Genomic DNA, 13,705 nt, shown 5'->3' with positions numbered 1-13,705 from the left:
ACCGCGATACGCTACAGGGATGGTAGAGTCAAAACAGCGGGTTAGCCGATACAACCCGTTTTCTGTTTACCCGTGGCGCAATCATTTGCGGTGGGTTGGGGCCGCTGATACATCGCCTTGGCTGTGGCCTTAACCCTTATGACCCTCTTTTACTGTTAAGGGATACCACTGTGATCGGTAAAATTCGTTCCTCCTGTCGCCTGCTTTCCACCGTTTTCGTCCTGTTCGTTGGCCTGTCTTCACAGCAAGCGCTGGCGCACGCCCACCTGAAAGTGGAAACGCCGAAGGCCGACGCCAGCGTCAGCCCGGCACCGAAGGCGCTGACCCTCAGCTTCTCCGAAGGCATCGAGCCGAACTTCAGCGGCGTGAAAATCACCGGCCCGGACAACGCCGTGGTGAAAACCGGCAAGCTGCAGCTCGATCCGAACAACAATACCCAGGTCAACGTGCCGATTGAAGGCGAGCTGAGCGCGGGCAAATACAACGTCAGCTGGCATGTGGTGTCGGTCGACGGGCATAAAACCAAAGGCCAGTACAGCTTCACCGTAAACTGACCGTGAGTCTGGCGACCCTGTTCGTTCTGTGTCGCTTGGTGCACTTTGCGGCGGTGATGCTGATGTTCGGCATCAGTCTGTTCACCGCCTTATTGTCACCGCAGCGCCTCTCCCCGATCCTCTCCCGCGATGTGCGTCCGCTGCTGCTTGCCGGCACCTGGGTAGCCGGGCTTTCCGCCGTGGCGCTGCTGGCCATCCAGGCCGGGCAGATGGGCGACGGTTGGGAAGACGCCTGGCGGCTGGAGGTCTGGTGGGCGGTACTCGGCACCACCTTCGGCGAAGTGTGGCGTTGGCATTTGGGTCTGTCGCTGCTGGCGATCCTGAGCCTGCTGCTGCCGGAACGGCCGCGTGCGCAGGCGTTGGCGCTGTGTTCGGCGCTGCTGCTGGTGAGCCTGGCGTTCATCGGCCACGCGGCGATGCACGAAGGCGCGCTGGGCGTGTTGCACCGCGCCAACCATGCAGTACACCTGCTGGCCGCCGGCTACTGGTTCGGTTGCCTGGTGCCGCTGTTGGTGTGCCTGCGCTACCTGCAGCCGCCGCAGTGGCGCAGCGACGCCATCACCACGCTGATCCGTTTCTCGCGCTGGGGGCACCTGGCGGTGGCGGCGGTGATCGTTACCGGCATCGTCAACAGCCTGATCATACTCGGCGGCTGGCCGCTAAATCTCAGCTCCCCTTATCAGCGCCTGCTGCTGATCAAAACCGCGCTGGTGGCGCTGATGGTGATGGTGGCATTGGCCAATCGCTACGCCATCGTGCCGGCGATGAGCCGTGTACCGGCGCTGGCGCAGCGCGGCGTGGTGCTGGCCTGCTGGATCGAAGTGGGGCTGGGAATGACGGTGCTGCTGCTGGTCAGTTTATTTGCAACCTATGCGCCGGTATGACATTTCAGCTTGCCGCAGGCCGGCAAGCTGCGGGAAAATCGACGCGAATAGCAACCTTAAGGCCATCACATGAAATCGGTATTACTCGGCATTACGCTGCTGGCAACCGCGACCGGCGCGCTGGCGGCAGACAAACTGGTTAACATCACCAAACTGGAGTACGGCAAACAGTGGGCGTTCACCAAGGAAGAGGTGACGCTGCAGTGCCGCAGCGGCGGCGCGCTGTTCGTGCTGAATAACAGCACCCTGATGCAATACCCGCTCAACGACGCTGCAGAGCAGCAGGTGAAGAAGGGCCATCAGCGTGCGCAGCCGCTGGAGGTGATCCTGCTGGACGACCCTGCCGAACCGGGGAAAAAAATGAGCATGGCGCCGTTCATCGAGCGCGCCGAGAAGCTGTGCGCTGACTAACCGCTTGTTTGCCAACGTCTTGTCCAAGGTGCGCGGATTGATGCGCATTTGCCGCATAGTTATTTCGTCACGAAACTATCACGCGGCCGCCGGGCGGCTGGCAAAACTGGCGCGGTAGGCTACTCTTAAAGTGCACGGCTGAACAAGCCCTGCATTAAATGCCAACTTTTAGCGCACGGCTCTCTCCCAAGAGCCATTTCCCTAGACCGAATATAGGAATCGTATTCGGTCTTTTTTTGTGTGATTGATTTATAAGTAAATCCCACTTAATACGCCAGCAACAATTCCCATTCCTCTTTTCGAATCACAGCTCACTAACTCGACCTCCATCCCCATCCTCCACCCGCACATATCGCTAATTCAGCCGCACCAAAAGTCATTACGTCATCTAAGGCGCTGATAAGCTCCGTTCATTGTTCCCATCGCCGGTTAAGTGAGGATGATATTGTGGTTAATATCAATGTGTTAATTATTATAAAAGGAAGCCTGCGTTGAACGATCGGCTGAGTCGGTTGAAGAAGGCGTTGCCCGGCTATCTCGAGGCGTGGCGTGAGGCGGCTTTACCACCTGACTGGGGGCAGGTGGCTAATCCTGAAGTGGTTGCCGAGCTGTTGGCTGAGTGGGAGGCGCTCAGCGAATGGGCGTCTCGGTTCGAAACAACCACTGAAACTCCCTCCGAGCCGGCCGCGTTTTGGCAGGCGCGTGCCGAGCTGATGGCGCAGCGCAATCGCGAACTCAGTGCCCAACTGGCGACGCCAGTCCGTTTGCCCGGCGTGCGGGTGGCCTTTTTTGGCTATGTGAAAACGGCGGTGATGGACGCCAGGCAGGTGAAAGCGGCGATTCGTGATGCCGGTTTTATCATTGTGGGCGATGACCAAAGTGGGAATACGGCTTAACGCGGCTTCTTCTCAAATTTCTCGGCAAAAAAGAACCGCAGCAATTTATTTGTCCACAGCAGGATGGCGCCGACCACCACCAGCGAGACGACGAAATGCGACAGGTTTTTAGGCGCGGCGTAGCCGTGGGTAAAAGAGACCCCGGCGCCGCTGAGCAGCAGGGTGGCGATCCAAAAGCCGAGTAGCAGGCACAAGGTACGGAACAGTTTAAACATTGTTATCACCGAAATGCTGAAAGCGCCGACTGAACGGAAAGACACAGCCGGGGCTTTGATTAATTAAAACCGCTTAGCGAGAGCAGGTGTTGCCATCTTTGTTGCTATTGTTATTGACGCGTCCATTGCTGCTGCGATTGTCGGCAAAGTTGCCGCCACCGGCGATCAGGTGAAAATATTTAGCCTCGATCTCTTGCATAAAATACCCCCTTTATCGATATGGTTAAATAGCGTAAAGCTTGCGCAAGCCAGCTGTTTCTAACAGAAAAAACAATGGGAGTAATTACCGGTTCGGATAAGAACAGGGAATTTATTTTCAGGTATTTACTAGGCTTATGAGAGTGATGGTGAATGATAGTCTCGACGAGGGGGAGCGCGAGCCACCCCAGATCCTTGCAACGAATGGCCTATCTGCGGCGCGCAGCAAGGTTCAATTCACCCGGCCAATTTGTTAGGATCGCCTGACCTACATGACTATTGGTGCAGTACATTGAAAATTAAAGCGTTGTTATTTGTTGCGTTGGCCGCGCTGGCCGGCTGCAGCCAGGAGGGAACCTCGATGAATCAGCCCGTAAACGAAAAAGGCGGCCAAACGGAAGTGTTGCTGGTGAACAGCGCGCTGGTCGATTGCGTGGGCGTCGCCCCGATGAAGTGCATGCAGGTGCGCCGTTCCGCGCAGCAGCCGTGGGAACTGTTCTATACCGGCATCGAAGGCTTCACCTTCGAACCGGGTTATCAGTATCGGCTGAAAGTGCGCGTCACTCCGGTGGAGAACGTGCCGGCCGATGCCTCATCGCTGCGTTATACGCTGATTGAGCAGTTGGAAAAGAACAAGGCGTAATGATTATCAGGCCGGGCGAAGTGCGTCCGACCTGCTGTTTTATAGCGTCAATCCCATCTCCGCCGCGACCTGCTCCAGCTGGTAGCGTGATGTGCGCGTGAGTGAAGGCACCTTATCGACATAGTAGGCGTAAGCGATAACGCCAATCGACAGCGCCCAGGCGCGGCCGCGCCGCCAGGTCTCATCGTCCACTTTCACCGCCTGGCGGAAATGTTCTCGGGCTTCCGCTCCCATCAGGTTCCAGGCAACTATCATATCGACCGCAGGATCGCCGATGGCGATGCCGCCCCAGTCGATCACCGCCGCCAGCTCACCGTTGTCGATCAGCAGATTGCCGGGTTGAATGTCCGTGTGCAGCCAGCATGCGCCGCCGGTGTTTTCACTCACCTGGCTCACGCTGTCCCATGCTTGCAGTAGGGCGGCAGCGTCGAGGTGAGGGGCGCACTGGGCAATAGATTCGCGAGTGAGGGTGTCTCTGGCGCTGACCGGGCCGCCGCGATAAGCGCTGATCGCGTGGCCTGCGGTTGGGATGGCGTGGAGTGCGCGCACGAACTCACCCAACTGCGTCGCCAGCGCCGGGCTGCATTCGCCGCAGGCGGGCGTGCGGCCGAGGATCCAACGGCCGATGCTCCAGGCGAAAGGATAGGCGCCATTCGGCTTGCCCTGGGATAACGGTACGGAAATCGGTGCCGGCAGATGAGGTGCCAGCAACGCGGGGTAGCGGTTCTCGCGCGTCAGCGCTTCGGCCGCCGAGGCGGTACGCGGCAGACGAATCAACAGCTCGTCGCCGAGCCGCAGCATCACGTTGTCGGTACCGCCGGTGGTGACAAGTTCGATGGGCAACGCCGCCCAGGCCGGGAACTGTTCGGCGAGCATAGCTCGGACATGGGGGAGGGAAATCTCGGCCTCATCGGCATGTATTTTGGGAATGGCATTCACCCGGTACGGCTCCTTCACTGGTGCAGGGTGGCGGCCCCGACTGGTCTGGTCACTGCGCTTGTTTGCGCACTTTCTTAAGTATATCGAGAAAATCAGGTATATTGTCCTTCGGTTTTTAGCTACCAAGAAAAAATTACTATGATTATCAAACCTAAAATTCGTGGTTTTATCTGCACCACCGCTCACCCGGCAGGCTGTGAAGCCAACGTCCGTGAGCAAATCGCCTACGTTAAGTCGCGCGGCGAACTGAAAAACGGGCCTAAAAAGGTGCTGGTCATTGGTGCATCCACCGGTTACGGTCTGGCCTCGCGCATCAATGCCGCTTTCGGCAGCGGTGCGGCCACCATCGGCGTATTTTTCGAGAAGCCTGGCAGCGAAGGCAAAACCGGTTCCGCCGGTTGGTATAACTCCGCCGGTTTCGACAAGGCAGCTAAAGAAGAAGGCCTGTACGCGAAAAGCATCAACGGCGACGCATTCTCCAACGAGTGCCGTCAGACCGTGATCGATCTGATCAAAAAAGACCTGGGCCAGGTTGACCTGGTGGTTTACTCGCTGGCTTCGCCGGTGCGTAAAATGCCGGAAACCGGCGAAGTGGTGCGTTCCGCGCTGAAGCCAATCGGCGAGCCGTACAAGTCCGTCGCGCTGGACACCAACAAAGACGTGCTGGTTGAAGCCGTGGTCGAGCCGGCCAACGAGCAAGAAATTGCCGACACCGTGAAGGTGATGGGCGGCCAGGACTGGCAGCTGTGGATGGACGCGCTGGACGAAGCGGGCGTGCTGGCGGATAACGCGCAGTCTGTCGCTTACTCCTACATCGGTACCGATCTGACCTGGCCAATCTACTGGCACGGTACGCTGGGCAAGGCGAAAGAAGATCTGGATCGCGCGGCGCACGCCATCAACCAGAAGCTGCAGGCCAAAGGCGGCGCGGCTTACGTTGCGGTGCTCAAGTCGGTGGTGACCCAGGCTTCCTCCGCCATTCCTGTCATGCCGCTGTATATCTCCATCGTGTTCAAAATCATGAAGGAGCAGGGCATTCACGAAGGCTGCATCGAGCAGATCCAGCGTCTGTTCGCCACCAAGCTGTACAGCGGTGCGGCGCCGGATACCGACGAGAAACACCGTCTGCGTCTGGATGACTGGGAACTGCGCGACGAAGTGCAGGAAACCTGCCGTAAAATCTGGCAGCAGCTGAACGACAGCAACATCAACGAGCTGACCGATTACCAGGGCTACAAGACGGAGTTCCTGCGCCTGTTCGGTTTCGGTCTGCAGGGCGTTGACTACGACGCCGATCTGAGCGGCGAAGCCAACTTCGAAGTGATCGAACTGGTCTAAGCGCGTCGAGCGGTCAAACAAGGTCGGGCTTGCCCGACCTTTTTTATTGCCTGTAAATTATCGGTCGGCTAAGCGAATATGTTTATTTCAGGTTAACAGGCTAATCAGATTATTAACATCGCCGGGACCGTGCTGAAATAACGGCGGTTATTAAACTAAAGAAAGTCATTTTTTATTTACCCTTGCCGCCGGCTGCGGGTATTTTATTTCCTTTGAGGAGAAAACTATGACATGGCGTTATTGGGTCCCGGTATCGTTATTTTTGTTGAGCGCCTGCAGCGCGATTCAGCCGACGTCGACGTCCCCAGACTGGTCTCAGCCGCAGCCTGCCACGCGGGAACAGCGGCAACGCATCATGGCGGGTGAGTCCGCTTCCTCGGTATTGCACGAAGGAAATGTCGGTATTGGCGGCACCTTCGATTGGTCGAAAATATCCGATCGTTAAGCCGCTAAATATATTCAGCCAAATTAACTCGCGCATTCTGCCGGTATTGTCGGAGGGTTTATCTTTCCTGCGTTATTCTGCTGTGGCCCGACCATTCATTGCGTTAGCAGACAATTCGTTTTCCTTATAGGGAACTGCCGGTTTATTTCGGTGTAATCAAAGGAGTTGCCCATGGCGAAGGACATGGCCGCGATCTTTCTCTTGCTGTTGCTGCCGCTAAGCCAAAGCGCCGGCGCGGCACGCTACGACAGACAATGTGAAGGTGTGTCGCCGGTGCTGTTTCAAAAGCGGCTGAAATCGCTGGCGCAGGATCTGCGGCAGGAAATGAACGAGGAAGCGCCGCCGACAGAGCGCGATGCGGAAGAGCTGGCGCGGCTGGCGGAGTGTGGAGTCGAGCCCGGCAAAATGCCCGTCACCGGCGGGCAGCGCACGCCCCGTTCAGAGGAAAAGCCGCCGGCATCGCCGAACGGATGCTGACCGGCGTGCGCGCAGAGTAAAACGATGTAAAAGGAATCATTGATGAAAAGGACAGTGTTGGCCGGCGTGGCCTTGTGTTGCGCCTGCTTCGCGCAGGCGCGGGTAGATTTGGAATACCATGCGGCGCCGCCGAAGGACAGTAAGATCACCGAGGAGTACCGGAAAAAGCGCGATGCCTTGCGCCACAAGGTGTGGAACGTCGATAACCTGACGCAGGCCAACGAACAGGCGATCGCCCGCGAGCAACAGCGCGAGGCCGCAGAGAGCGCCAAGCGGCAGCAGCGTCACCTGGATCAGCAGCAGAAAAAGCAACGCTGCCTGCGGAAATACTCGAAAGATCCTCACCCCGAGGCGAAGTGTTACATGTACAACTTCTAACTTTTAACCGCCGGGCGCTTTCTGCGCCCGGCGTCGTTTAGGTCGGGCGGCAATGCTCTTTCAGCATGGCGATCGCATCCGGTTTCAGCTGATACAGATAGACCGGCCGGCCGGTGGCGCCGTACAGAATACGGGTGCCGAGAATGCCGCTCTCCGCTAGATAGATGAGGTACTTGCGGCAGGAGACCCGCGAAATGCCGATGGCGTTGGCCAGGTTGTCGGTGGAGAATTCGCTGTCGTGCTGCTGCTCGATCCACTCGCACACCGTGCTCAGGGTGATGCTGGTCAGGCCTTTCGGCAGCTTCTTGCTCTCCTGGCCGCCGGGCTGGCGGCGCAGCAGGCTGTCGACGTCGGCCTGTGAAAACTCGCGCTGCGCCAACAGCTGCGATTGTTGCCGGTAGTGGCTCAGCGCCTCCTTGAAACGGCTGAACTGGAACGGCTTGATCAGGTAATCCACCACGCCGTAGTGCAGCGCCTTTTGCACCGTATTCACGTCGCTGGCGGAGGAGATGATGATCACATCGGTCTTCTCGCCGAGCTCGCGCAGGCCGGGCAGCAGATACAGCCCATTTTCCTGCTGCATGTAGATATCCAGCAGCACCAGATCGATGCTGACGCTGGCGTCGGCCAGCAGGGCGCGCGCCTGGCTCAGGGTGGCGACCGTCGCCTGGCAGTGAAAACCGCCGATCTGGCTCAGGTAGTATTTGTTCAGCTCCGCCACCATCGGGTCGTCGTCGACAATCAGTACGTTAATCATGGGTTCTGCTCTTGGCCTGATAGGGAAGGTGCACGAAAAATTGGGTCAGCTCGCCCGGCTCGGATTCGAAATCGATGCTGCCGCCCAGTTTCTCCAGGTGGCTGCGGATCAGCGCCAGGCCGATGCCGCGTCCCGTCCCCTTGGTGGAAAATCCGTGTTCGAAGATGCGCGCGGCGATCGCCGGATCGATGCCGGGGCCGTCGTCGCTGACGATACAGTGTAATTGATCGTCGTGGTGATGGAAGCTCAGGCCGATCTCGTGGCCCTCAACGCCGTCGATGGCGTCGATGGCGTTTTCGATCAGGTTGCCGAGCACGCTGATCAGCACGTGGGTGGTTTCCGCGTCGTCGGTTTCCGGCAGCAGGCTGGTTTCCTCGATGGTCAGCTCGATGCCGGCCTCGTGGGCGCGGCTGATCTTGCCGATGAAGAAGCCCGCCACTTCCGGCGAGTGGATCTTGCGCAGCAGCGCGCCGATCTCTTCCTGATAGTTGCTGGCGGTATTGATGATGTAGTTTTCCAACTGCTGATAAGCCTTCATATGCAGCATGCCGAGTATCACGTGCAGCTTGTTCATAAATTCGTGCGACTGCACCCGCAGCGCGTCGGCGTAGTGCGCCATGCCGCTCAGGCGCTGCAGCAGGCGGCTGACCTCGGTCTTGTCGCGGAAGGTGGCGATGGCACCGGTCACCCGACCGTTGACGATCACCGGCACGGTATTGGTCAGCAGTTCGCTGCCGTTGAAGCTGATCTGCCGATCGCGCAGCGGCTTGCCGCTGGCCAGCACCTCCGCCAGATGCAATTGCGCCGGCCAATGCTTGCTGGCGGCTTCCAGCAGCAGGTTCTCCAGCGGGCCACTTTGGCGCAGCAAGCGCTTGGCCTCGTCGTTGACGATGGTGATGCGGGAATCATTATCGACCGCGATCACGCCTTCTTTAATCGATTGCAGCATGGCGTTGCGCTGCTCGAACAGGTTGGAGATTTCGTAAGGCTCAAAACCCAGCATGATGCGTTTGAGCGCAGAGACCAGGAAGAAGGTGCCCAGGCTGCCGACCAGCGCGGCGAAGGCGATGGTCCAATAGATGATCCAGCGGCTTTCCGCCACCACCCGCTGCACGGTATCCAGCGCGATGCCGAGCGCCACCACGCCGATTTGCCGCCGTTGTTCGTCATACACCGGCACGAACACCCGCAGCGCCGGGGCCAGCGTGCCGCGGTTGATGGCGCTGTTGACGTTGCCTTGCAGCGCCGGCGCCAGATCGTCGCCGATAAAATGTTTGCCGATCAGCCAGGGTTTGGGGTGCGAATAGCGGATGCCCTGCATATCCACCACCACCACGAACAGCAGCTCGTTCTGATGGCGCACCTGCTCGGCGAAGCGCTGAATGGCGCCGCTTTGATCGCGCCGCTGCAGGCCGTCGACCACGGTGCTGGAGAGCGCCAGCGTGTTGGCGACGGCGATGGCTTTTTGCTGCAGCTGCTCTTGCCCTTCGCGGCTCATTTGCACGAAAAACAGCGCGAACACCACCAGCAGCACCGAAGCGATGATGGCGGACACCATCAGCGTGATGGAGGTGCTCAGCTTGAGCGGCACCCGTTGTTTTGGCATGGCGGTTCTCCGAATGGCGATATCACGGCGTATTCTAGCGAGGAATGCGGCAGGCTGCAGTTACCGGCAGCAGGTTATAGCATGCTGCCGGGGTGCGGAGGGGTTATTTTAGTTACAAAAGCGGGTCACTGCTGGTGGTAGATCTCCAGCGCCTGTTGGCCGCTGGCGCCCTGGTGGATGATCGCCATCAGGGCGCGCACCACCTGCGACGGATTGCTGTGTTGATAGACGTTGCGGCCGTAGACCATGCCGGAGGCGCCCTGGGCCATCAGCGCGGCGGATTTCTCCAGCACCGGCCCCAGCTCCCCCTTGCCGCCGCCGCGCACCAGCGTCGGGCAGCGCGCCGCTTCCACCACGCGGTGGAAGTCTTCCACCCGGTCGGTCGGGTCGGCCTTGATGATGTCGGCGCCCAGTTCGCGCGCCAGCCGCACCAGCGGCACGATCTTCTCCACGTCGCCCAGCGAACCGTAGGCGGCGCCCTGGCCGGCCGGCGCCATTACCAGCGGCTCGATCATCAGCGGCATGGCGTACTGGTCGCAGGCGTGGCGCAGGCGGCCGATGTTCTCCACGCACTGGCGGAAAATGCCGGGTTCATCCGGGATCATATACAGATTGACCACCACCGCGGCGGCGTCCATTTGCAGCGCCGCCAGGATTGGCGCCTCCGGGTTGTGCAGCACCGCCCACATTTCGCGGTGGCGCGCGGCGTTATAGGCGTTGCCGACGTCGGTGCGCATCACCAGAGCCGGTTTTTCGCGCTGCGGCGCGCACTGCAGCAGATCCGCCTGGCCGTAGTTGACCTGAATCGCGTCAGGGCGCGCGGCGATCAAGTTGCCCATCACCCGTTCGATATCTTCCAGGCCGATCAAGAAATCCGGTTCGTTGGCGATGCCGTGATCGATCGCCACATCCAGGCACTTGCCGTTGTTGAACAGGCGGTTCATCCGCACCTTACTGCTGAGCTGCATGTCAGGTCCTCCTGAGATAGGGATATGTCCATTATTGCCGAGTAAGGATGGTCGGGAAACGCGGAAACCGCAAACTGCGCGCCCGCTCGCAGTTTTTGCCGGCGCTCGGTGCGGCGCACGAAAGGGGGGCGTTCGTCGACGGCTTTCACTTCATTTGTTAGATCCGTGTCATGTTTTTGTTAATAAGCCATTCCAAAACGCATGTTTCGCTTGTTTGGGTTAAAAAGTTTCAATAATCTCAATTATGAAATAAACATTTAAAAATGCGATGCCAGCGTCGCTTGCTGTGCCAGGGGTTTATTTCAATTAATTGTTTTTAATCTGTTTTGAGATATCGATCACCATTTTGTTCACGGCCTTAATGCGGCGATGACGCGGTAAATTCGCCGTATCAAAGGGATAATACCGACCGTATTGTTGTTTGAATGTAAAAAATATTTTTCATTAGCTGTCAACCAACAGACCTCTTCATTCTAACGATTAAAGGGTAACGAACATGAAGCTGAAGAAACTGATCGCCGCCTCGGTACTGATGTGCATGCTGCCGGCCAGCGTGTTGGCGAAAGACATCAAGATCGGCGTTTCCATGGCTTACTTCGATGACAACTTCCTCACCATTCTGCGCCAGTCGATGCAAAACAAAATGAAAGCCGACGGCAACGTCAGCGGTCAGTTCGAAGACGCCAAGGGCGACATCGCGCAGCAAATTCAACAAATCGAGAACTTCGTCAGCCAGGGCGTCGACGCCATCATCCTCAACCCGGTGGATACTCAGGGCGTCAAGCCGATGATCAAGCTGGCCGAGAAGGCCAAGATCCCGCTGGTATTCGTCAACCGCAAGCCGGAAGTGGCGCTGCCGGCCGGCATGGCCTACGTCGGCTCCGACTCCAAGCTGGCCGGCAAGCTGCAGATGGAAGCGTTGGCCAAGCTGATGAACGGCAAGGGCAACGTAATGATCCTGATGGGCGAGCTGTCGAGTGAAGCCACGCGCGACCGCACCCGCGGCGTGGAAGAGGTGGCGGCCAATTACCCCGACATCAAGATAATCGATAAGCAAACCGCCAAGTTCTTCCGCAAAGAGGCGGTGGACGTCACCACCGACTGGATTTTGTCCGGCCAGCAGATCGACGCCATCGCTTCCAACAACGACGAAATGGCCATCGGCGCTATTTTGGCGCTGAAGCAAGCCAAGAAATCCGGCGTGCTGGTGGCCGGCGTTGACGGCACGCCGGACGCGCTGGAGTTCATCAAGAAGGGCGATCTGGCGCTGAGCGTGTTCCAGGACGCCAAAGGCCAGGGCGAGGGCGCGGTGCAGACCGCCATGCAACTGGTGAAAGGCGAGAAAGTGGAGAGCAACGTGCTGATCCCTTACCAGCTGATCACCCAGGCCAATTACCAGCAATTCGCCGATAAAAACAAGAAATAAGCCTTGAAGCCTGTCGCAGGCGCCGCCGGTGTGGGGCGCCTGCGGCGGAAAACGTGGGTCAGTGCGGAGGTAAGCGGTATGTACCCTTATGTTCTTGAGGCCGAAGGCATCAGCAAGCAGTTCCCCGGCGTCAAAGCGCTGGATAAGGTCTCGATTAAAATCAAACCCGGCAGCGTGCACGCGCTGATGGGGGAAAACGGCGCGGGCAAATCGACGCTGATGAAATGCCTGATTGGCATCTACCACCCGGACGAAGGCTCGATCAAAATCAAAGGCCGGCCGGTCACCTTCAGCGACACGCTGCAGGCGCTGCATTCGGGCATTTCCATGATCCACCAGGAGCTGAACCTGGTGCCCTACATGACGGTGGCGGAAAACATCTGGCTGGGGCGCGAGCCGGCGCGGCTGGGGTTTGTCAACAACGAGCAGCTGAACGAGCAGACCCGCGAGCTGCTGGCGCGGCTGAACATCAAACTGCAGCCGGAAACGCTGGTGGGCGAGCTGAGCATCGCCAACCAGCAGATGGTGGAGATCGCTAAGGCGGTGTCCTACAACGCCGACGTGCTGATCATGGACGAACCGACCTCGGCGCTGACCGAAGGCGAAGTGGTGCACCTGTTCACCATCATTCGCGAACTGCGCGAGCAGGGCAAAGGCATCATCTATATCAGCCACAAGATGGACGAGATCTTCGCCATCACCGATGAAGTGAGCATCTTCCGCGACGGTACCTTCATCGCCTGCGACAAGACCGAGAACCTGACCAAACAGTCGCTGATCGCCATGATGGTGGGGCGCGAACTGACGCAGATGTTCCCCAAATTCAACAACAACATCGGCGAGGAAGTGCTGCGGGTGGCGGGGCTGCGCCGCAGCGGCTGGTTTCATGACGTGTCGTTCAGCGTCAAACGCGGCGAGATCCTCGGCGTCGCCGGGCTGGTGGGCGCCGGGCGCAGCGAAGTGATGGAAAGCCTGTTTGGCATGCACCCGGCGGACGGCGGCGAGATCTTTATCGAAGGCCAGGCGGTAAAGGTGGACTCCCCGGCCAAAGCGATCGAGAGCGGGCTGGCGTTCCTCACCGAAGACCGCAAGAAATCCGGCCTGTTTCTGGTGCTGTCGGTGGTCGAGAACATGAGCATCGTCAACCTGTCGGAGTACATCGGCAAGAACGGTTTCGTCAGCCACGTGCAGATGGCCAAAGACTGCATGGCGCAGATCAAGAAGCTCAACATCAAAACGCCGACCATGGATCAGATCATCAATAACCTCAGCGGCGGCAACCAGCAAAAGGTGCTGATTGCGCGCTGGCTGCTGGCGCAGCCGAAAATCCTGATCCTCGACGAACCGACGCGCGGCATCGACGTGGGGGCGAAAGCGGAGATCTACCGCCTGATCAGCGAGCTGGCCAACCGCGGCGTCGCCATCATTCTGGTTTCCTCCGAACTGCCGGAGATCCTCGGCATGAGCGACCGGGTGATGGTGATGCACGGCGGCCGCATCACCGGCATTTTGGATAAAGACGACGCGGATCAGGAGAAGATCCTGGCGCTGGCCTCAGAATAACGAAGGG

Annotated in this window: 17 protein-coding genes; 11 read left to right on the top strand and 6 right to left on the bottom strand. The window is 58.7% G+C overall.

Features of this window, described 5'->3' with window-relative positions; all coding sequences use genetic code 11:
- Window positions 1-170 precede the first annotated feature (170 nt).
- From yobA to AC6BYQ_RS12920, 4 genes are all read left to right on the top strand, one after another.
- Entirely contained in the window at window positions 171-554 is a 384-nt protein-coding gene (gene yobA / locus AC6BYQ_RS12935) for a CopC domain-containing protein YobA (RefSeq protein ID WP_004940886.1), read from the top strand.
- Between the two features lie 2 nt (window positions 555-556).
- Window positions 557-1,438 (top strand): copper homeostasis membrane protein CopD, encoded by an 882-nt coding sequence (copD, locus tag AC6BYQ_RS12930; RefSeq protein ID WP_498056990.1) that lies wholly within the window; start codon window positions 557-559, stop codon window positions 1,436-1,438.
- A 69-nt stretch (window positions 1,439-1,507) separates the two neighbouring features.
- A complete protein-coding gene (locus tag AC6BYQ_RS12925; RefSeq protein WP_004940890.1) occupies window positions 1,508-1,849 on the top strand; it encodes a YebY family protein in 342 nt (113 codons plus the stop codon).
- Window positions 1,850-2,340: 491 nt separating this feature from the next.
- Window positions 2,341-2,745 (top strand): hypothetical protein, encoded by a 405-nt coding sequence (locus AC6BYQ_RS12920; RefSeq protein ID WP_498056989.1) that lies wholly within the window; start codon window positions 2,341-2,343, stop codon window positions 2,743-2,745.
- Here the strand turns inward: AC6BYQ_RS12920 and AC6BYQ_RS12915 are convergent.
- The gene (locus AC6BYQ_RS12915; RefSeq protein ID WP_019454729.1) at window positions 2,742-2,960 is read right to left on the bottom strand and encodes a hypothetical protein; all 219 of its coding nucleotides are present in this window, start codon (window positions 2,958-2,960) and stop codon (window positions 2,742-2,744) included. The two genes, AC6BYQ_RS12920 and AC6BYQ_RS12915, sit on opposite strands and share 4 nt — an antisense overlap.
- 73 nt (window positions 2,961-3,033) lie before the next feature.
- Window positions 3,034-3,159, bottom strand: coding sequence for a hypothetical protein (locus tag AC6BYQ_RS12910; protein WP_019454730.1), 126 nt, complete (start codon window positions 3,157-3,159; stop codon window positions 3,034-3,036).
- A 291-nt stretch (window positions 3,160-3,450) separates the two neighbouring features.
- On the opposite strand from AC6BYQ_RS12910, the gene AC6BYQ_RS12905 reads away from it, so the two are divergent.
- Window positions 3,451-3,801: a DUF4377 domain-containing protein gene (locus AC6BYQ_RS12905; protein WP_019454731.1), complete on the top strand. Its 351-nt coding sequence runs from the start codon at window positions 3,451-3,453 to the stop codon at window positions 3,799-3,801.
- 39 nt (window positions 3,802-3,840) lie between these two features.
- Here AC6BYQ_RS12905 and AC6BYQ_RS12900 read toward each other — a convergent pair whose 3' ends face one another.
- A complete protein-coding gene (locus AC6BYQ_RS12900; RefSeq protein WP_498056988.1) occupies window positions 3,841-4,740 on the bottom strand; it encodes an aminoglycoside phosphotransferase family protein in 900 nt (299 codons plus the stop codon).
- Window positions 4,741-4,878: 138 nt separating this feature from the next.
- Between AC6BYQ_RS12900 and fabV the strand changes: the two genes are divergently transcribed.
- From fabV to AC6BYQ_RS12880, 4 genes are all read left to right on the top strand, one after another.
- Window positions 4,879-6,078, top strand: a complete 1,200-nt coding sequence (fabV, locus tag AC6BYQ_RS12895) for an enoyl-ACP reductase FabV (RefSeq protein ID WP_498056987.1) — start codon at window positions 4,879-4,881, stop codon at window positions 6,076-6,078.
- A gap of 226 nt (window positions 6,079-6,304) precedes the next feature.
- Window positions 6,305-6,523 carry a hypothetical protein gene (locus tag AC6BYQ_RS12890; protein WP_498056986.1) on the top strand — a complete coding sequence of 73 codons (219 nt, stop codon included), beginning with the start codon at window positions 6,305-6,307 and terminating at the stop codon, window positions 6,521-6,523.
- A gap of 171 nt (window positions 6,524-6,694) precedes the next feature.
- Window positions 6,695-7,000, top strand: a complete 306-nt coding sequence (locus tag AC6BYQ_RS12885; protein WP_498056985.1) for a hypothetical protein — start codon at window positions 6,695-6,697, stop codon at window positions 6,998-7,000.
- 42 nt (window positions 7,001-7,042) lie between these two features.
- Window positions 7,043-7,378 (top strand): hypothetical protein, encoded by a 336-nt coding sequence (locus tag AC6BYQ_RS12880; RefSeq protein ID WP_025160280.1) that lies wholly within the window; start codon window positions 7,043-7,045, stop codon window positions 7,376-7,378.
- Between the two features lie 37 nt (window positions 7,379-7,415).
- Here the strand turns inward: AC6BYQ_RS12880 and dcuR are convergent, their stop codons facing one another.
- The 3 genes from dcuR to AC6BYQ_RS12865 form a co-directional block, all read right to left on the bottom strand.
- Window positions 7,416-8,135 carry a two-component system response regulator DcuR gene (dcuR, locus tag AC6BYQ_RS12875; protein WP_498056984.1) on the bottom strand — a complete coding sequence of 240 codons (720 nt, stop codon included), beginning with the start codon at window positions 8,133-8,135 and terminating at the stop codon, window positions 7,416-7,418.
- The gene (locus tag AC6BYQ_RS12870; RefSeq protein WP_498056983.1) at window positions 8,128-9,741 is read right to left on the bottom strand and encodes a sensor histidine kinase; all 1,614 of its coding nucleotides are present in this window, start codon (window positions 9,739-9,741) and stop codon (window positions 8,128-8,130) included. Before AC6BYQ_RS12870 ends, dcuR begins: the two co-directional genes overlap by 8 nt.
- 125 nt (window positions 9,742-9,866) lie before the next feature.
- On the bottom strand, window positions 9,867-10,709 hold the full coding sequence (locus AC6BYQ_RS12865; protein ID WP_498056982.1) for a class I fructose-bisphosphate aldolase: 843 nt from the start codon (window positions 10,707-10,709) through the stop codon (window positions 9,867-9,869).
- 496 nt (window positions 10,710-11,205) lie between these two features.
- Here AC6BYQ_RS12865 and AC6BYQ_RS12860 point away from each other — a divergent pair, with 496 nt between their 5' ends.
- Together AC6BYQ_RS12860 and AC6BYQ_RS12855 are read left to right on the top strand one after the other, a co-directional pair.
- Window positions 11,206-12,135: a sugar ABC transporter substrate-binding protein gene (locus AC6BYQ_RS12860; protein ID WP_154746981.1), complete on the top strand. Its 930-nt coding sequence runs from the start codon at window positions 11,206-11,208 to the stop codon at window positions 12,133-12,135.
- Between the two features lie 78 nt (window positions 12,136-12,213).
- Window positions 12,214-13,698, top strand: coding sequence for a sugar ABC transporter ATP-binding protein (locus AC6BYQ_RS12855; RefSeq protein WP_498056981.1), 1,485 nt, complete (start codon window positions 12,214-12,216; stop codon window positions 13,696-13,698).
- Window positions 13,699-13,705 lie beyond the last annotated feature (7 nt).

It is taken from the genome of Serratia sp. LTN-2 (assembly GCF_059740205.1).
This window is presented reverse-complemented; position numbering and strand designations above follow the sequence as displayed.